Annotated in this window: 17 protein-coding genes; 5 read left to right on the plus strand and 12 right to left on the minus strand. The window is 70.0% G+C overall.

Annotated elements, in window-relative coordinates; all coding sequences use genetic code 11:
• Nucleotides 1-58: 58 nt before the first annotated feature.
• The 5 genes from tal to pgl are packed head-to-tail and all read left to right on the plus strand — an operon-like array spanning nucleotide 59 to nucleotide 6,026.
• On the plus strand, nucleotides 59-1,180 hold the full coding sequence (gene tal, locus BLS99_RS15125) for a transaldolase (RefSeq protein WP_091051251.1): 1,122 nt from the start codon (nucleotides 59-61) through the stop codon (nucleotides 1,178-1,180).
• Nucleotides 1,177-2,790, plus strand: a complete 1,614-nt coding sequence (locus BLS99_RS15130) for a glucose-6-phosphate isomerase (RefSeq protein ID WP_091051255.1) — start codon at nucleotides 1,177-1,179, stop codon at nucleotides 2,788-2,790. Before tal ends, BLS99_RS15130 begins: the two co-directional genes overlap by 4 nt.
• Complete coding sequence (gene zwf, locus BLS99_RS15135; RefSeq protein ID WP_091051258.1) at nucleotides 2,791-4,329, plus strand: glucose-6-phosphate dehydrogenase; 1,539 nt, start codon at nucleotides 2,791-2,793, stop codon at nucleotides 4,327-4,329.
• Nucleotides 4,330-4,341: 12 nt separating this feature from the next.
• Nucleotides 4,342-5,289 (plus strand): glucose-6-phosphate dehydrogenase assembly protein OpcA, encoded by a 948-nt coding sequence (locus BLS99_RS15140; RefSeq protein ID WP_091051261.1) that lies wholly within the window; start codon nucleotides 4,342-4,344, stop codon nucleotides 5,287-5,289.
• On the plus strand, nucleotides 5,286-6,026 hold the full coding sequence (gene pgl / locus BLS99_RS15145; protein ID WP_091051264.1) for a 6-phosphogluconolactonase: 741 nt from the start codon (nucleotides 5,286-5,288) through the stop codon (nucleotides 6,024-6,026). The genes BLS99_RS15140 and pgl overlap by 4 nt, the downstream gene beginning before the upstream one ends.
• A 175-nt stretch (nucleotides 6,027-6,201) precedes the next feature.
• Here the strand turns inward: pgl and BLS99_RS15150 are convergent, their stop codons facing one another.
• The 12 genes from BLS99_RS15150 to BLS99_RS15205 all read right to left on the minus strand — a co-directional run bounded on the left by BLS99_RS15150 (nucleotide 6,202) and on the right by BLS99_RS15205 (nucleotide 18,284).
• Nucleotides 6,202-6,555 (minus strand): RNA polymerase-binding protein RbpA, encoded by a 354-nt coding sequence (locus BLS99_RS15150; RefSeq protein ID WP_091051269.1) that lies wholly within the window; start codon nucleotides 6,553-6,555, stop codon nucleotides 6,202-6,204.
• A gap of 364 nt (nucleotides 6,556-6,919) precedes the next feature.
• Nucleotides 6,920-7,168 (minus strand): preprotein translocase subunit SecG, encoded by a 249-nt coding sequence (secG, locus tag BLS99_RS15155; protein ID WP_245712256.1) that lies wholly within the window; start codon nucleotides 7,166-7,168, stop codon nucleotides 6,920-6,922.
• 247 nt (nucleotides 7,169-7,415) lie between these two features.
• Nucleotides 7,416-8,201, minus strand: a complete 786-nt coding sequence (gene tpiA / locus BLS99_RS15160; RefSeq protein WP_091051272.1) for a triose-phosphate isomerase — start codon at nucleotides 8,199-8,201, stop codon at nucleotides 7,416-7,418.
• A 2-nt stretch (nucleotides 8,202-8,203) separates the two neighbouring features.
• Nucleotides 8,204-9,400 carry a phosphoglycerate kinase gene (locus BLS99_RS15165; RefSeq protein WP_091051276.1) on the minus strand — a complete coding sequence of 399 codons (1,197 nt, stop codon included), beginning with the start codon at nucleotides 9,398-9,400 and terminating at the stop codon, nucleotides 8,204-8,206.
• A 7-nt stretch (nucleotides 9,401-9,407) separates the two neighbouring features.
• On the minus strand, nucleotides 9,408-10,403 hold the full coding sequence (gene gap / locus BLS99_RS15170; protein WP_091051278.1) for a type I glyceraldehyde-3-phosphate dehydrogenase: 996 nt from the start codon (nucleotides 10,401-10,403) through the stop codon (nucleotides 9,408-9,410).
• A 284-nt stretch (nucleotides 10,404-10,687) separates the two neighbouring features.
• Nucleotides 10,688-11,674 carry a DNA-binding protein WhiA gene (whiA, locus tag BLS99_RS15175; protein ID WP_091051281.1) on the minus strand — a complete coding sequence of 329 codons (987 nt, stop codon included), beginning with the start codon at nucleotides 11,672-11,674 and terminating at the stop codon, nucleotides 10,688-10,690.
• A 3-nt stretch (nucleotides 11,675-11,677) separates the two neighbouring features.
• A complete protein-coding gene (locus BLS99_RS15180; RefSeq protein WP_091051284.1) occupies nucleotides 11,678-12,595 on the minus strand; it encodes a gluconeogenesis factor YvcK family protein in 918 nt (305 codons plus the stop codon).
• Entirely contained in the window at nucleotides 12,595-13,539 is a 945-nt protein-coding gene (rapZ, locus tag BLS99_RS15185; protein WP_091051286.1) for an RNase adapter RapZ, read from the minus strand. Before rapZ ends, BLS99_RS15180 begins: the two co-directional genes overlap by 1 nt.
• 93 nt (nucleotides 13,540-13,632) lie before the next feature.
• Entirely contained in the window at nucleotides 13,633-15,516 is a 1,884-nt protein-coding gene (gene uvrC, locus BLS99_RS15190; RefSeq protein ID WP_091051289.1) for an excinuclease ABC subunit UvrC, read from the minus strand.
• A gap of 37 nt (nucleotides 15,517-15,553) precedes the next feature.
• A complete protein-coding gene (locus BLS99_RS15195) occupies nucleotides 15,554-16,486 on the minus strand; it encodes a serine protein kinase RIO (protein ID WP_245712258.1) in 933 nt (310 codons plus the stop codon).
• A gap of 213 nt (nucleotides 16,487-16,699) precedes the next feature.
• Nucleotides 16,700-17,506 (minus strand): ABC transporter permease, encoded by an 807-nt coding sequence (locus BLS99_RS15200; RefSeq protein ID WP_091051293.1) that lies wholly within the window; start codon nucleotides 17,504-17,506, stop codon nucleotides 16,700-16,702.
• Nucleotides 17,496-18,284 (minus strand): ABC transporter permease, encoded by a 789-nt coding sequence (locus BLS99_RS15205; protein ID WP_091051297.1) that lies wholly within the window; start codon nucleotides 18,282-18,284, stop codon nucleotides 17,496-17,498. The genes BLS99_RS15200 and BLS99_RS15205 overlap by 11 nt, the downstream gene beginning before the upstream one ends.
• Nucleotides 18,285-18,286 lie beyond the last annotated feature (2 nt).

The raw sequence follows: 18,286 nt of genomic DNA on the forward strand, positions 1-18,286 counted from the left end.
CCTGAGTACAACTGAACCAAGCGGATCAAGAGACTAGCTGGGAAAGCTGGAGGAACCGATGAGCGCGAACGAGAACCTCGCGGGACTGTCGGCCGCGGGGGTGTCGGTCTGGATCGACGACATCTCCCGCCACCGACTGGAGTCGGGCGACCTGAAGGAACTCATCGCCGGGTCGTCGGTCACGGGCGTGACCTCGAACCCGACCATCTTCGCCAACGCCATCTCCAAGGGAGACGGCTACGACGGGCAGATCGCCGACCTGGCGGTCCGCCGAGTGAGCGTCGAGGAAGCCGCTCGCGCCATCACCACCTACGACATCCGCTGGGCCGCCGACGTCCTGGCGCCGGTCTTCGAGCAGACCGGCGGCCAGGACGGCCGCGTCTCGATCGAGGTCGACCCGCGGCTCGCCAACGACACCAAGGCCACCATCGCGGAGGCCAAGTACCTGTGGTGGGCCGTCGACCGGCCCAACACCATGATCAAGATCCCGGCCACCGAGGCCGGGCTCCCTGCGATCACCGCCGCGATCAGCGCCGGCATCAGCGTGAACGTGACGCTGATCTTCTCCCTCGCGCGCTACCGCGGCGTCATGGACGCCTACATGGCGGGCCTGGAGGGCGCCAAGGCCGCCGGGCTCGACCTGTCGGCGATCCGGTCCGTCGCCTCGTTCTTCGTGTCCCGCGTGGACTCCGAGATCGACAAGCGGCTCGACGCGGTCGGCACCGACGAGGCCAAGGCCCTCAAGGGCAAGGCCGCCGTCGCCAACGCCCGCCTCGCGTACCAGGAGTTCGAGAACGCCTTCGCGTCCCCGCGCTGGGAGGCGCTCGCGCAGGCCGGGGCCGTCCCGCAGCGTCCGCTGTGGGCCTCCACCTCGGTCAAGAACCCCGAGTACCGCGACGTCCTCTACGTGGAGGACCTCATCGCCCCCGGCACGGTCAACACCATGCCCGAGGGCACCATCCACGACTTCGCCGACCACGGCGAGGTCGAGTCCGACACGATCCGCCCCTTCTACGCCGACGCCGCGACCGTCATGCTCCAGCTGGAGCGCAACGGGATCGACTACGCCGACGTCGTGAAGGTCCTGGAGGACGAGGGCGTGGAGAAGTTCATCGTGAGCTGGAACCAGCTCCTGGAGCAGATCGAGTCCAAGCTCGAGACGAGCGGAGAGACGAAGTGAGCGAGCCGATGGGCAAGATGGAAGCCGCCGGGGGCCTCGCGGTCACGACCGGCGTCGACGTGAACACCGGCGTCGAGCGCCTCAGGAACGAGGGCGTCCCCGCCAAGGTCGCCGCCAAGGACGCCACCCTGTGGGGCCCCGAGGCCGCGGAAGAGGCCGCGATCCGCCTGGGCTGGGTCGACACCTTCGTGCAGTCCAAGGAGCTGGTCGCGCCGCTCGCGAAGCTCCGCGCCGAGTTCGCCGAGCAGGGCATCGACCACATCGCCCTCGCGGGCATGGGCGGCTCATCGCTCGCTCCCGAGGTCATCTCCCGCACGCTCGACCTGGGCATCAGCATCCTCGACACCACCGACCCCGGCCAGATCCTCGCCGAACTCGGCGAGGCGTCCCTGCGCCGCACCGCCGTCGTGGTGTCCTCCAAGTCCGGGTCCACCGTGGAGACCGACTCCCAGCGCCGCGCCTTCGAGGCCGCGTTCAAGGGCGTCGGCATCGAGGACTCGACCAAGCGGTTCGTGTTCGTCACCGACCCCGGCTCCGCACTGGAGAAGCTCGCGACCGAGCAAGGCTCGCACCTGTTCCTCGCCGACGCGAACGTCGGCGGCCGCTACTCCGCGCTCACCGCGTTCGGGCTCGTCCCGACCGCGCTCGCCGGGGCCGACATCGCCGAGCTGATCGACCAGGCGGAGGAGTTCGCCACCTCGATCACCAGCGAGGACGACAACCCGGCCGTGGTCCTCGGCGCGGTCATCGCGGCCAAGCCGACGATCACCATCGCCGACGACGGCACCGGTGTCGTGGGCCTGGGCGACTGGGCCGAGCAGCTCATCGCCGAGTCCCTCGGCAAGGACGGCAAGGGCACCCTCCCGGTCGTCCTCGAAGGACCCGCCGCCGCGGGCGCCCGCGGCGCCGACCGCGTCTACGCGACCGTCGGCGGCTCCTCCACGGGCCTGCCGACCGGTTCGGCCCTGGCGATGCCCGACGTCGTGGTGAACGGCCCGCTCGGCGCGCAGTTCCTCGCGTGGGAGCTCGCGACCGCCTACGCCGGCTACCTGATCGGGATCGACCCGTTCAACCAGCCGAACGTGACCGAGTCCAAGGAGAACACCAACCGCATCCTCACCGAGGGCCTCCCCGAGGAGCGCCCGCACGCGGTGGACGGCGCGGTGGAGATCTACGGCTCGCACGCCGACACCGTCGCGGGCGCGCTCGGCGAAGTGCTCACCAACGCCGACCGCGAGGACGCGTACATCGCGGTCCTGGCCTACCTGGACCGGATCGACGACGCCGCGCTCGCGGGGCTCCGCGCCGAACTGGCCGACCGCACCGGCGCGCCCGTCACGTGGGGCTGGGGACCGCGGTTCCTGCACTCCACCGGGCAGTTCCACAAGGGCGGGCGCCAGACCGGCGTGTTCGTCCAGATCACCGGCGAGGTCGGCGAGGACCTGCTCATCCCGGGCCGCGACTACACGTTCGCCGGGCTCCAGGCCGCGCAGGCCGCCGGGGACCGCCAGGCCCTGGAGTCGCGCGAGCGCCCGCTCGTGCGCTTCCACCTGACGAACCGCAAGCACGGGATCAACCAGCTCCTGCACGCCGTCAGGGAGCTGAGCTAGATGAACGCCGAGCACCTGCCCTCCAACCCGCTCCGCGACCCGGCGGACCGGCGGCTGCCGCGCATCCCCGAGCCGTGCGCTCTGGTGATCTTCGGCGTCACCGGCGACCTCGCGAAGAAGAAGCTCATCCCGGCGGTCTACGACCTCGCCAACCGGGGCCTGCTCCCGGCGTCGTTCGTGATCGTGGGCTTCGCGCGCCGCGACTGGGGCGACGAGACGTTCGAGGAGATGTCCCGCGAGGCGGCCAAGGCCCACGCGCGCACGCCGTGGCGCGAAGAGGTCTGGGCCCGCCTGGCCGGCAACTTCAAGTTCGTGCCCGGCGCGTTCGACGACGACGCGGCCTTCGACAAGCTCGACGAGACGGTGGACGAGCTGCGCATCACGCACGGCATCGTCGGCAACGCGGCGATGTACTTCTCGATCCCGCCGCTGGCGTTCCCGACGGTCCTCAAGCAGCTCAAGCGGACCGGCATGTCCGACAACCGCCAGGACGGCGGCGGCTGGCGCCGCGTCGTGGTCGAGAAGCCGTTCGGCGAGGACCGCGCGTCCGCGGCCGAGCTGAACCAGCTCGTCGACGACGTGTTCACCGCCGAGGACGTGTTCCGCATCGACCACTACCTCGGCAAGGAGACGGTGCAGAACATCTTCGCGCTGCGCTTCGCGAACGCGATGTTCGAGCCGATCTGGAACTCCAACTACGTCGACCACGTGCAGATCACGATGGCCGAGGACGTCGGCATCGGCTCCCGCGCCGGGTTCTACGACGACAACGGCGCCGCCCGCGACGTCCTCCAGAACCACGTGCTCCAGCTCCTCGCCATCGCCGCGATGGAGCAGCCCAACGGGTTCGAGGCCGAGGAGATCCGCACCGAGAAGCTGAAGGTCCTGCGGGCGATCAAGCTCCACGACGACCTGGAGTCGACCGCGATCCGCGGCCAGTACACCGACGGCTGGGTGCAGGGGCGCCCGGTCCAGGGCTACCTGTCCGAAGACAACATCCCGCAGACCTCCACCACGGAGACGTTCGCGGCGGTGCAGCTCGGGATCCAGAACCGGCGCTGGAACGGCGTCCCGTTCTACCTGCGCACCGGCAAGCGGCTCCCCAAGCGGGTCACCGAGATCGCGGTGGTCTTCAAGGAGGCCCCGCACATGCCGTTCGCCGACTACGACACCAAGACGCTCGGCAACAACCAGCTCGTCATCCGCGTGCAGCCCGACGAGGGCATCACCGTCAAGTTCGGGTCGAAGGTGCCGGGCACGGGCATGGAGCTGCGGGACATCTCGATGGGCTTCGGCTACGGCGAGACGTTCACCGAGTCCAGCCCCGAGGCGTACGAGCGGCTGATCCTGGACGTGCTCCTGGGCGACAAGACGCTGTTCCCGGACGCGCAGGAAGTGGACGCGTCCTGGGCGGTCATCGACCCGCTGGAGGAGTACTGGAAGTCCACCAAGCCCGAGCCGTACGAGTCGGGGACCTGGGGCCCCGCGGGGGCCGACCTGATGCTGCAATCCTCCGGCCGCCGCTGGCGCCGGGCGTAGAAGGGTCCTGACATGCATCTCAAGGACACCACCACCGGCGACATCATGAAGGCGCTGGAGAAGCTCCTCCACGAGACCGGCGGCGGCGCCTCCGGCCTGGCCCTCAACCTGGTCGCCCTGACCACCGAGGACGAGCGCGAGGAGGTCGAGAAGGCCGCCTCGTTCGCCGCGCAGGAGCACCCGTACCGGCTGATCCTGGCGATCCCCCGCGACGTCGACGCGGCCGAGCCGCGCATCGACGCCGAGGTGACCGTGGGCGAGCGCCTGGGCTCGGCCGAGGCGATCATCCTGCGCCTCGACGGCCCGGCCGCCGCGCACCTGACCTCGATCGTGCTGCCGATGCTCGCACCGGACGTCCCGGTCGTCACCTGGTGGCTGCTGGACCCGGTCCGCTACGGTCTGGAGCACGAGCTGCGCTCGTTCGCCGACCGCCGCATCACCTACTCGGCCCGCGCGGCCGACCCGGTGCAGTCGCTGTTCCGCCGCGCCGAGTCCTACGCGGCCGGCGACACCGACATCTGCTGGACCCGCATCAGCCTGTGGCGCTCGCTCATCGCCAGCGCCTTCGACGGGGTCACGCAGTCGGTCGACTCGATCGCCATCAAGGCCGCCGAGGACGACCCGTCGGCGCAGCTCATGGCCGCGTGGCTCCAGAACCGCCTGGGCGTGGCGCCCGAGGTGGTCGACACCGATGTCGAGCGCAACTCCGAGCACCTGCCCGCGATCGCCTCCGTGGCGTTCACGATGTCCGGCGGGGAGACCATGGAGGTCGAGCGGCTGGCCGACGGGACCACGATCCTACGCCAGGCGGGGCTGCCGAAGCGCCGCCAGACGCTCCAGGGCCGGACCCTCGGGCAGCTCCTCGCCGAGGAGCTGCGGCACATCGACCCCGACACCGCGTACCGGAAGGTCCTCGACACCTTCCAGGAGCACTACGCGGGCGACCGGGCGTCGGCATGAGCACCGGTGCCGTGATCGTCCACGAGGACGCGGAGGTCCTGGCCGAGGCGGTCGCGTCGCGGCTCATCAACCGGCTGGCCGACGCGCAGGCGCAGCGGGGCGAGGCTTCGATCGTGCTCACCGGGGGCCGCATCGCGGCGAAGGTGTACCGGTACGTGCTGGAGTCGCCGATCCGCAGCGTCGTGGACTGGTCGAAGGTCGACTTCTGGTGGGGCGACGAGCGGTTCCTGCCGTCCGGCGACCCCGAGCGGAACGAGACGCAGGCGCGCGCGGCGTTCCTGGACCGGATCCTGCTCGACCCCGAGCGGGTGCACCCGATGGCGGCCGCTGACGAGGTCGGCACGCCCGAGGAGGCCGCGGCGCGATATGCGGCCGAGCTGGAGGCCGCCGCGGGCGGCGCCGGCGTGCCCGCGTTCGACGTGCTGCTGCTGGGGATCGGCGAGGACGGCCACGTCGCGTCGCTGTTCCCGGGGAACCCGGCCCTCGAGGCCGCCGGTGCGGCCGTGGGGGTGCACGACTCCCCCAAGCCGCCGCCGGAGCGCGTCTCGCTGACGCTGGAGGCGATCAACACCGCTGCCGCGGTGTGGATCATCGCCTCGGGCGAGGGCAAGGCCGCGGCCGTGGACGAGGCCCTGTCGAAGGGCGAGCTCCCGGCCGGCCGGGTCAAGGCGGCGGGCCACACGCGGTGGCTTGTCGACAAGGACGCGGCGGCGAACCTGAAGCACCTGGAGTTCTGAGACGAACCGCGAGGGCCCGGATCGTTCGATCCGGGCCCTCGGTGTCTCTCGTGGCCGCCTGGCGGGCGCTGTTCCGCTCGGGTGGTGGGACCCGTGTCAGCGCGGTGCGATCCGGCGCCCCTTCACCCAACCATGTGAAGGGCGGCTGCGGGATTCATCGTGCCGAAGGAGGGATTCAGAAGAGGGATCGCCCGCCGCGCGCGGCGGCTCGGGCGGCGAGGGCTTCGGCGAGGAGGTCTTCGGCCTCTTCTTCGCTGCGGCGCTCGCGGACGTAGTTCAGATGGGTCTTGTACGGTTTGACGGTTCGTCGTTCGGGGGGATTGTCCTGGTCGGGGCCGGCGGGCCAGCCGCAGCAGGTGCAGTCCCATTCTTGGGGCACTTCCACATACAGTGCGAATGGCAGTACGGTCTCGTGTCCGTTGGCGCACCAGTACTTGACGCTCTGCCGGGCGACCGGCTCGCCGCGTTCCGAGTGGAGACCCGGTATGGCGCCGATGCGGGTGCCGCGGATGGCGTGTCCGTTGGACATATGTGTGATCGCTCCTCACAGACAGGGGGATCTTCTGTGGATGTCGGCCGTGCGCGACCACGGAACCGGAGCGTCAGCGGGAGGAAGACCGAGACTCCCCGAGGGCGTGGCCGTGGAGTCAGCGGCCGTAGCGGCTGGGGCACCGCATCGATTGATTCTATGACGTAACGCACACAGTGGCAAGATGTCATGTATGGGGGTTGTGCGAAAAAAGGCGGCGCGGGCAACGAGCGGCCTGATCCTTCGTTGTCATTGCAGCCCTAAGGAAGTCGTGAAGCAGCGAGGATGCGGGCTCGGAGCTCCGGAAACGCGGAAGGGCCCGGCGAGCGGTGCTCGCCGGGCCCTTTCGGAAGTCTGTCGGTGTCTACACCATCGTGCGCATGATGAGGCCGAAGGCGATGATGCTGGCGAACCAGATGATGCCCACGCCGATCGTGATCCGGGTGAGGTTCTTCTCCGCGACCGTCGAACCCGACGCCACGGAGGACATCCCGCCGCCGAACATGCTCGACAGGCCGCCGCCCTTACCTTTGTGCAGCAGCACCATGAGGATAAGGATCGCGCTGGAGAGCAGCAGGATGATCAGCAGGGACCAGCTCAGAACCGTCATCATCAGTGATCGGGTGTCCTCTCAACAACTACGGCCCGGTTTGGGGCTTGGGCCACGACGAGTCTAGCCAATCCCGATCGGTCGCTCACCCTGAGGTGCTCAGTTTGAGCCGCTCAGCGTGAGCGGCTCAAACTGAGAGGCTCATTATGAGCGGCTCAGATACGCAAGGAGCCGCCGTACTCCGTTGTACGGCGGCCCTGTCTGCGACCCCGCAGCGCTCAGCTCGGGCGCTGCGAGGAGGTATATGGAATTACGCCCCCGCGTGCTCGGGGAATCGAACGATCTTGGCGAACTCTTCGGCGTCCAGCGAGGCACCGCCGACGAGCGCGCCGTCGATGTCCGGCTTGCCCATGATCTGGGCGACGTTGGAGGACTTCACCGAACCGCCGTAGAGGATCCGGACCCGCTCCGCCACCGCGCCGAACTTCTCGGCGAGGGCCGCGCGCAGTGCGCCGATGACCTCCTGGGCGTCCTCGGCGGAGGCCGTGCGGCCCGTGCCGATGGCCCAGACGGGCTCGTACGCGACGACGACCTTGGCGAGCTCTTCCTCGGTCAGGCCGTCCACGGCCGCGATGAGCTGGGAGACCGAGTGGGAGATGTGGTTCCCCGCCTCGCGGACGTCCAGCGCCTCGCCGACGCACAGGATCGGGCTGATGCCGTTGTTGAGCGCCTGGCGGACCTTGGCGGCGACCAGGTCGTCGCCCTCCTCGTGGTACTGGCGGCGCTCGGAGTGGCCGACGGCCACGTACGAGCAGCCCAGCTTCGCGAGCATCGAGCCGGCGATCTCGCCGGTGTACGCGCCCGACGGGTGCGCCGACAGGTCCTGGGCGCCGAAGCCGATGGTCAGCTTGTCGCCGTCGACCAGCGTCTGCACGCTGCGGATGTCGACGAACGGCGGGAGGACGACGGTCTCGACCGCTTCGAGCTGGTCGCGGTTGAGGCTGAAGGCGAGCTTCTGCACCAGCGCGATCGCTTCGAGGTGGTTGAGGTTCATCTTCCAGTTGCCGGCGATGAGCGGCTTGCGGGTCTCAGTCATGTTCACTTCTCCAGTGCGTCCAGGCCGGGGAGCGTCTTGCCCTCGAGGTATTCGAGGCTCGCTCCACCGCCGGTCGAGATGTGCCCGAAGCCGTCCTCGGGCAGGCCGAGGGTGCGGACCGCGGCGGCGGAGTCGCCGCCGCCGACCACGCTGAACGCCTCGGAGTCCACCAGCGCCTGGGCGACCGTGCGGGTGCCGGCGGCGTAGTCGGGGAACTCGAAGACGCCCATGGGGCCGTTCCAGAACACGGTCTTGGCTCCGGCGATCCGCTCGGCGAAGAGCTTCGCGGACTCGGGGCCGATGTCGAGGCCCATGCGCTCGGCCGGGATCGCGTCCACGGGCACGGTGAGCGGCTCGGCGTCGGCGGCGAACTCGGCCGCGGTGGTCGTGTCGACCGGCAGCAGCAGTTCGACGCCGAGGGCGGCGGCGCGCTCCAGGTAGTCCTTGCAGACCTCGATCTGGTCCTTCTCCAGCAGCGACGATCCGACCTCGTAGCCCTGGGCCGCGAGGAACGTGAACATCATGCCGCCGCCGACGATGAGCGTGTCGACCTTGTCGAGCAGGTTGTCGATGACCGCGAGCTTGTCGGAGACCTTCGCGCCGCCGAGGATGACGACGTACGGCTGCTCCGGCTTGCCGGTGAGCTTCGAGAGGACCTCGACCTCTTTGGCGATGAGCCAGCCGGCGTAGTGCGGCAGGAGCTTCGCGACGTCGTACACGGAGGCGTGCTTGCGGTGGACCGCGCCGAAGGCGTCGTCCACGTACAGGTCGCCGAACGCGGAGAGCTGGCCGGCGAACTCGGCCCGCTCGGTGTCGTCCTTGCTGGTCTCGCCCTTGTTGAAGCGCAAGTTCTCCAGCAGGAGGACGTCGCCGTCGCCCTGGGCGACGGCCTTGGCCTCGGCGTCGGTGCCGACGGTGTCGTGGGCGAACGCGACTTCGCGCCCCAGGACCTCGCCGAGCCGCTTGGCCACGGGGGCCAGCGAGAAGGCGGGGTCGGGCGCGCCCTTCGGGCGGCCCAGGTGCGAGCAGACCACGACGCGGGCGCCGGCTTCGGCGAGCGCCTTGATCGTGGGGGCGACGGCGCGGATGCGGCCGTCGTCGGTGATGGTCTTCCCGTCCAGAGGCACGTTGAGGTCGGCGCGTACGAGTACGCGCCGACCGTTGACGCCCTCCTGCAGGAGTTCGTCGAGCGTCTTCATCGCTGCGTTAGCCGACGAGTTCGACGAGGCTGACGAGGCGGTTGGAGAAGCCCCACTCGTTGTCGTACCAGCCGAAGACCTTGACCTGGTTGCCGATGACCTTGGTCAGGAGGCCGTCGATGATGCACGAGTGCGGGTCGGTCTCGATGTCCTTGGAGACGATCGGGTCCTCGGTGTAGGCCAGGATGCCCTTGAGCGGGCCCTCGGCAGCGGCCTTGAGCGCGGCGTTGACCTCTTCCTTCGTGGTCTCCTTGGAGGCCTCGAAGGTCAGGTCGGTGATGGAGCCGGTCGCGATCGGGACGCGCAGCGAGTAGCCGTCGAGCTTGCCGTTGAGCTCGGGCAGCACCAGGCCGACGGCCTTGGCGGCGCCGGTCGTGGTGGGCACGACGTTCAGGGCGGCGGCGCGCGCGCGGCGCGGGTCCTTGTGGGGGCCGTCCTGGAGGTTCTGGTCCTGCGTGTAGGCGTGGATCGTGGTCATCAGACCCTTCTCGATGCCCACGGACTCGTTGAGGACCTTGGCCATGGGGGCCAGGCAGTTGGTGGTGCAGGACGCGTTCGAGATGATGTGGTGGTTCTCGGCGTCGTACTTGTCGTGGTTGACGCCCATGACCACGGTGAGGTCCTCGTTCTTCGCCGGAGCGGAGATGATGACCTTCTTGACGGAGCCGCCCAGGTGCGCGGCGGCCTTGGTGCCGTCGGTGAAGAAGCCGGTCGACTCGATGACGACCTCGGCGCCCACCTCGTCCCACGGGATGTTCGCGGGGTCGCGCTCGGCGAACGCCTTGATGGTCTTGCCGTCGACGGTGATCTCGCCGGCGCCGACCTTGACCTCGTAGGGGAGGCGCCCGAGGATCGAGTCGTACTTCAGCAGGTTTGCGATGGTCTCGGCGTCGCCCAGGTCGTTGTAGGCGACGATTTCGACATCGGCACCGGAGGCGAGAACCGCCCGGAAGAAGTTGCGCCCAATGCGGCCGAAGCCGTTGACGCCAACGCGGATGGTCACGTGCCCATCTCCTCGCTAGAACAGGATCGGATATCTGAATGAGACCGGAGGCGGTCTCGCACGCGATCCGTTCAGCCGAAGAGCGACGGTGGAACAGATCGCTGTTCGGCCTCGTCGCCGAGCACTCCTTGACCCGCACCGCTCCGGTTCTCAGACCTTCCGCGGCCGGTTCCCCCCGATCATGTCACACCCGGGACGCGGGTGTGACATCGCGGTTAAGCCTAACCCTTGGTGCGCCGGTCGCGACGGGTACGGCCGGTGCGGCGAATCGGGGCGAAGTCGCCCTATGCGACCAGCACGTCTTCTTCGGCGACCACGTCGTCGGGTCCCGGGACGCCGGTGTCCTGAGCGCGTTTCGTGGCCATGTTGATGAGTCGCCGAATCCGTCCCGCGATCGCGTCCTTGGTGAGCGGGGGCTCCGCGAGGGCGCCGAGCTCCTCCAGGGACGCCTGGCGGTGCTCCAGGCGCAGGCGGCCCGCGGAGGCCAGGTGCTCGGGGACGTCGTCGGCGAGGACTTCGAGGGCGCGGGTGACCTTCGCAGCGGCGGCGACGGCCGCGCGCGCGGAGCGGCGCAGGTTCGCGTCGTCGAAGTTCGCGAGCCGGTTGGCGGTAGCGCGGACCTCGCGGCGCACGCGCCGCTCCTCCCAGGTCAGGACCGAGGAGTGGGCGCCGAGGCGGGTGAGCAGCTCCCCGATGGCGTCGCCGTCGCGGATGACGACGCGGTCGACGCCGCGGACGTCGCGGGACTTCGCGGAGATGCCGAGGCGGCGCGCGGCGCCGACGAGGGCGAGCGCGGACTCGGGGCCGGGGCAGGTGACCTCGAGGGCCGAGGAGCGGCCGGGCTCGGTGAGCGAGCCGCGGGCGAGGAACGCGCCCCGCCAGGCGGCCTCGGCGCAGCACGGGTAGGCGCCGACGACGTGGTTGGGCAGGCCCCGGACGGGGTAGCCGCGCTGGTCGGTGAGGCCGATCTGCTTGGAGAAGGCCTGGCCGTCGGCCATGACGCGCAGCAGGTAGTGGTTGTTGCGGCGCAGCCCGGCGGCCACGAGGACGTGGATCTCGGACTCGTAGTGGTAGAGGTCGTTGATCGTGCGCTTGGCGCGGCGGGCGACGTTCCCGGCGTCGACCTCGGCCTCGACGACCACGTTCCCCTGGCCGACGAGGTGGAGGCCCCCGGCGAACCGGAAGAGCGCGCCGAGTTCGGCGCGCTGGCAGCAGGACTTCGTCACCTCGATGCGACTGAGCTCGTCCTTGACCTCCGAGGTCATCGCCATTCGTTAACCACCATCTTCGACCAGCAGCTTTCCCAATACGGCGGCCAGGGACGCGACGTCGTGCGTGACGCCGTCGGCGGCGAGGTCCGCCGCGACCAACCGGGCCTCCAACGATTGTGCCGCACTGTTCAACGAGCGGGGATCGGCGAGGGTTCGGGCGTCGCCCGACACGACGTAGTGAAACCGAACACCTTCGGCGTATCGGCGCAGCGTGTCGACGTGACCGGCGAGGGTCAGGCCGTCCGTCTCCTTCTCCTCCGAGAGGTTGAGCACCACGGCCTTGCGGGCCGTCGAGGCGGCGATCCCCTCGCGCAGCGAGGGCAGGAGCAGGTGCGGGATGACCGAGGTGTACCAGGAGCCGGGCCCGAAGACGAGCCAGTCGGCCTCGGCGACCGCGGCCAGGGTCTCGGGGCAGGCGGGGGCGTCGGCGGGCAGGAGGCGCACGTCCTCCACCTGGCCGTCGGCCACGGCCACGTCGTGCTGGCCGGTGATCGTGCGGGTGCCCGAGCCCTCCGCGAGGTCGGCCTCGATGACCAGCGGCGTGCACGACATCGGCAGCACGCGCGCGCGGGTGCCGACCATGCGCCCGGCCGCGGCGACGGCCTCGACCGGGTTCGCGTGGCGCTCCAGCAGCGAGAGCAGCACGATGTTGCCGACCGGGTGGCCGGCGAGGAAGTCGTCGCCGCCGAAGCGGTGCGAGAACAGCTCGGCGGCCTCGGCCCGGGAAGGGTCGGCGGTCGCCACGAGGGCCTTGCGGAGGTCGCCGGGCGGCAGGACCGGGCGGGTGGCGCGGATGTCGCCCGACGAGCCGCCGTCGTCGGCGACCGTGACCACGGCCGTCAGGTCGACGTCGAGTTTCGCGAGCGCGCGCAGCGAGGCCGACAGGCCCCGCCCGCCGCCGAACGCGACCACTTTCTGCATCAGCGGTTCCCTCGGATCGGGGTGTGTCGGTGGGGTGCCGGGACTAACTCGTTCCCGCGGTCCCGGTGGTAGGTGTTCGCGGGGAACCCGGCCGCGGTCAGGCGCTTGGCGATCTCCTCCGAGATGGCCACGCTGCGGTGCTTCCCGCCGGTGCAGCCGATGGCGATCGTCATGTAGCGCTTGCCCTCCCGCTCGAAGCCCTGGGTGGTGCCGAGCAGCAGCGCCGTGTACGACTCGACGAACTCCTCCGCGCCGTCCTGGCCGAGGACGTACTCCGACACGTCGGAGTCGGTCCCGGTGTGCTCGCGCAGGGCCGGAACCCAGTACGGGTTGGGAAGGAATCGTACGTCAGCGACGTAGTCGGCGTCGCGCGGGATGCCGTACTTGAACCCGAACGACATGCAGGTGAACTGGAGCCGCGGCGAGGACGGGGCGAGGAACGCGTCCTCCACCCGGGCGCGCAGCTGGTTCTCGTTCAGGTGCGTGGTGTCGAACAGGGTGTCGGCCGAGCCGCGGGCCGGTTCGAGCAGCAGCCGCTCGGCGGCGATGCCGTCGGCGAGCATCCCGTCGCCCTGGAGCGGGTGGGCCCGGCGGACCTTCTCGAAGCGGCGGATGATGACGTCGTCGTCGGCGTCCACGAACACCAGGTGCGGCTTGAAGCCGCCCTTGCGGAGGTCCTCGATGACGCCCACGAGGTCGGTCATGAACGCGCGCGAGCGCACGTCGAGGACCATCGCGGTCCGGCGCACCTCCTCGCCCCCCGCGGCCGCCAGCTCGGCGGCCTGGCCGACCAGCGACTCCGGGAGGTTGTCGATGACGTAGTAGCCCACGTTCTCCAGTGCGCGCGCCACGGTCGAGCGCCCGCCGCCCGAGATGCCGGTGACGATCACGAGGTCCAATTCGCTGCGGTCGCTCGAACCCGCATGCACTGCTGCCACACCCATAAGACAAGTATCCCCGAGTCCGTTCCAACCGCCGTGCTGACACGGCCCCGGCGCTTCCGCCGAATCGACAATCGTATAGCTACCAGAGCAGTCTCAAGCACCGCTGTCGTCGGGATTACGAAGATGTGTCAGCAAGGCCTCGGCGAGCTTCGGGCCGATACCGGACACGGCCTCCAGATCGGACTGCTCGGCCTCCCGGATGCGCTTCACCGACCCGAACTCGCGCAGCAGCGCCTTCTTCTTCGACTCCCCCAGACCGGGTACGGCATCGAGCGCGGAGGCCGTCATCTTCTTGCGGCGGCGGGTGCGGTGCAGGGAGATCGCGAACCGGTGGGCCTCGTCGCGCACGCGCTGCATCAGGTACAGCGCCTCGGAGGTGCGCGAGAGGATCACCGGGAACTCCTCGCCCGGGAGCCAGATCTCCTCCAGGCGCTTGGCGAGCCCGGCGAGGTTGATCGTGTCGATCCCGAGTTCGGCGAACACCTGCTCGGCCGCGGCGACCTGCGGCTGGCCGCCGTCGACGACCAGGAGCTGCGGCGGGTAGTGGAAGCCGCGCCTGGGCTCGTCGCCCTCCTCGACCGGCGAGCCGGCGGGCTGGTCGGCGAGCTTGGCGAGGCGCCGGCGCAGCGTCTCCTGGAGCGAGGCAAGGTCGTCCTTGCGCTCGCCCTTGATGACGAAGCGCCGGTACTCGCTCTTGCGCGGCAGGCCGTCCTCGAAGACGACCATCGACGCGACCACGTCCTCGCCCTGGGACTGCGAGACGTCGTAGCACTCGATGCGCAGCGGCGCCTCGGGCAGGTCGAGGGCGTCGGCGAGCTCTTCGAGGGCCTTGGACCGGGAGGTGAGGTCCCCGGCGCGCTTGAGCTTGTGGCGCTGGAGGTTCTCCAGGGCGTTCTTCTCCACGGTCTCGGCCAGCGCGCGCTTGTCGCCGCGGCGGGGGACGCGCAGGTCGACCTTGGCGCCGCGGCGCTCCGACAGGAGCTCGGCGAGCGCTTCGTGGTCGGAGGGCAGGGCCGGGACCAGGACCTCCTTGGGGACGGTCTCGTTCTGCTCGCCGTAGAACTGGAGGCAGAAGCGCTCGACGATCCCGGGCAGGTCGACCGGTTCGGCCTTGTCGATGACCCAGCCGCGCTGGCCGCGGATGCGGCCCTTGCGGACGTGGAAGACCTGGACGGCGGCTTCGAGCTCGTCGTCGGCGACGGCCATGACGTCGCAGTCGACGTCCTCGGCGAGGACGACGACCTGCTGTTCGAGGACCTTGTCGAGGGCGGCGAGGTCGTCGCGCAGGCGCGCGGCGCGCTCGAACTCCAGGGCCTCGGACGCCTCCTGCATCTCGGCGATGAGGCGGCGGCGCACGGGCGCGGTCTCGCCGGACATGAAGGCGCAGAAGCCGTTGACGAGTTCGCGGTAGTCCTCGGCGGAGATGCGGCCGACGCAGGGGGCGGAGCACTTGCCGATGTCGGCAAGGAGGTTGGGGCGGTTGATCCGGTTGCAGCGCTTGAACTCGGTGTCGGAGCAGGTGCGGATCGGGAAGACGCGGGTGAGGAGGTCGAGGGTCTGGCGGATGGCCCACGCGGAGCCGAAGGGCCCGAAGTAGCGGACGCCCTTGCGGCGGGTGCCGCGCATGACCTGGGCGCGGGGGAACTCCTCCCCCACGGTGACGGCGAGCCAGGGGTAGGACTTGTCGTCCTTGAACATGACGTTGAAGCGCGGGTCGTACTCCTTGATCCAGGTCCACTCCAGCTGGAGGGCCTCGACCTCGGTGGCGACGACGGTCCACTCGACGCTGCGCGCGGTGTTGACCATGCGGCGGGTGCGCTCGTGGAGGCGGGTCTCGTCGGCGAAGTACGAGTTCAGGCGGTTGCGGAGGTTCTTGGCCTTGCCGACGTAGATGACGCGCCGGTCGCGGTCCCTGAAGCGGTAGACGCCCGGTTGGGTGGGGATGGTGCCGGGGGCGGGACGGTAATCGACTGACACAGCACAAGGCTATATCCCGCCCCCGACAACGTGTCCGCTACGGCCGGGCCGCCAGCGCCAGGACCTCCGCGTGGAGGTCGTCGACGGTCTCGCGCCCGATGCCCCGGTTGGTGAACCAGGACCCGAGGTTCTCCACGTCCCGCGTCAGGAAGTCCATCCCGAGGGGGTTCGCGTAGATGTCGACGACCTGCGGGAGGTCGAGGACCACGAGGCGGCCGTCGTGGACGACCGTGTTGTAGGGCGAGAGGTCGCCGTGGGCGAACCCGAGCTCGGTCATGCGGCGCAGGGCCTCGGCGGCCTGCTCCCAGAGGCTGTCGAGCTCGGCCTCGTCGGGCCTGGTCTCGGCGAGCCGGGGCGCGGCGGTGCGGCCGTCGCCGATGAACTCCATGACGACCTCGGTGCCGTGGACCTGGACCGGGTAGGGCACCGGGACGCCGACGGCGTAGAGGCGCTTGAGCGCGTCGAACTCGGCGGCGGCCCAGCGTCCGGCGGCCTGCTCCAGGCCGAAGGTGGTGCGCTTGGCCATGGCCCGGTTGTCGCGGGAGCGCTTGGCGGCGCGGCCCACGGTGTAGTCGCCGGCCCGGTTGAACTGGGTGTGCTCGGCGCTGCGGTAGCGCTTGGACGCCATGACGACGGCCCGGTCGGTGCCGGGGACGGCGCGTTCGATGAGGAACACGTCGGCCTCTTTGCCGGTCTTGAGGACGCCGAGCTCGTAGTCGACGGCGCCGTGGTCGGTGATGACCCACTCCGGGTGCGGCTCGGGGCCGCGCTGGAGCGGTTCGGAGTCCCACCAGATCGACCAGCGGTCCCCCGCGGGGGGCCGGTCGTCGTTGGGGATCTCGTCGAACTCGGTGCGCATGGCTTCGAAGCGCTCGTGGTCCTCGGCCGAGAAGACCTCGTCGGAGGGACGGTCGCGGTGCTTGCGCTTGGTGGACTGGAAGGACTCAGTGAACTGCTGCTTGCGAGGCAAGATGGAAGGCTCCTGTGCGGAAGGCCCCGTCGGCGCGTGTGTGCGTCAGCGCTGAGCGACGGGAGGTGAACTGATTTTCAAGGCGCGGGCGTGAGCGACGACAGCCATCAGAGACACCTCCATTCCATGCGAGCCCCGGGGCGGTCCGCCTCCGGGCAACGAACGCTACGTTAGCGGACCTCCCCCGCGGAGCGCAAGTCTTTTTCCGTCACGTCAGTGGCCTGCGGAGTCGTAGGCGCGCAGGCCCATGCGGAAGACCCAGACGGCGATCGCGGCCGTCGCGGCGGCGGCGAGCGGCGGGGCGAGGAGCCACCATGCGTCGAGGCGGCCGGTGAGGATCTGCGCGGGGACGAAGCTCGCGAAGGCCAGGGGCAGCCCGAAGGTGAGGACGAGGCGGACGGCGGCGGGGAAGATCGTCAGCGGGAAGCGCATGGCCTCGTTCTGGAGCTCGGTGAGCATGAACGCGATGACGGGGTTGCGGCCCTTCACCCAGAAGTTCGCGGCGTTCGCGATGGTCAGCAGCGCGGCCTGGACCACGATGGCGCACACCAGGAGGAACACGCCGACGGGGATCGCGGCGAGGCCGAGTCCGGCGCCGGCCCAGCCGATGCCGAGCATGACCAGGCCGAGCGTGGCCTCCCCGAAGACCTGCATGCCGACGTGCTTGGAGCCGACCTGGACGAGGACGGGCGCGGGCCGGGTGAGCCGGTAGTCCATGTCGCCCTCGACGATCATCTTGCCGGTGTCCCAGATGCCGTCCCAGAACAGGGCGGTCGCGGACCAGGAGGTGGCGAGGAACCCGGCGAGGACGAGCATCTCGTGGTAGCCCCAGCCCGCGATGGCGTTCACGTTCGCGAACAGGATGCTCAGGAACCCGAACAGGACGATCTGCCACAGCGTCCCGGAGACCGCCATGATCCAGAAGTCGGCCGGGTACTCGGCCATGGAGCGGATGTAGGCGCCGATGGAGCGCTTGTAGACCCCGAACGCGTGGCGGGGGCCGAGGACGTCAGCCGCCATGGACGGTCACCTTCTTCACGAGCCGGTTCCAGACGAGGCGGGTGCCGAACCACAGCCCGAGGGCCCACGCCGCCTCGGCGGCGATGAGGCCGAGCGCGCCGAGGGCGTCGACGCGGCCGAGGTAGATCGACGCGGGCGTGGTCGTGAAGTGCACGAACGGCAGGCCCCAGGCGATTCCTTGGAGCCACCCGGGCATGAGCGCGAGCGGCACCATCATGCCGGAGAAGAACGCCAGGAAGCAGTCCCTCGCCCACTGGATGCCGAGGTACCGCTGGGTCACGAAGCAGGCCATGGTCGCCAGGTAGTTGACGCCGAAGGCCAGCGGGAAGATGAACAGCAGGCTGAGCACCGTCAGGGCCGCGGCGAGCGGCGACGCGGGGGCGGCGGGCTGGAATATGAGCACGGCCGCGACCGTCCCGAGGATCGCCGCGGGCACCGAGGCGGTCATGCCGCCGATGTACTCGGCGGCGCGGGCCCGCTGGAAGTCGATCGGCTTGGTCAGGTCGACCGCGATGAGGCCGTCGAGGATGCGGTTGGCCATCTCCCAGTCGGCGCCGGCCCACGCGAGGGTCGAGGTGAGGAAGCCGATGATGAGGTACGCCTTCATCGCGGGCCAGTCGTAGCCGCCCAGCTCGCCGTCGCCGATGAGGTGGCTCCACACCGCGAGCCCGGCCAGCAGCGACCAGCCGCCGAACAGGATCGAGAAGAGCCAGGTGGTCTTGTAGGCGATCTTGCGCTTGAACGAGATCGTCGCCAGCGCGACGTCGACGCTTGCCATGG

The organism is Glycomyces sambucus, from assembly GCF_900102815.1.
Lineage (GTDB): Bacteria > Actinomycetota > Actinomycetes > Mycobacteriales > Micromonosporaceae > Glycomyces > Glycomyces sambucus.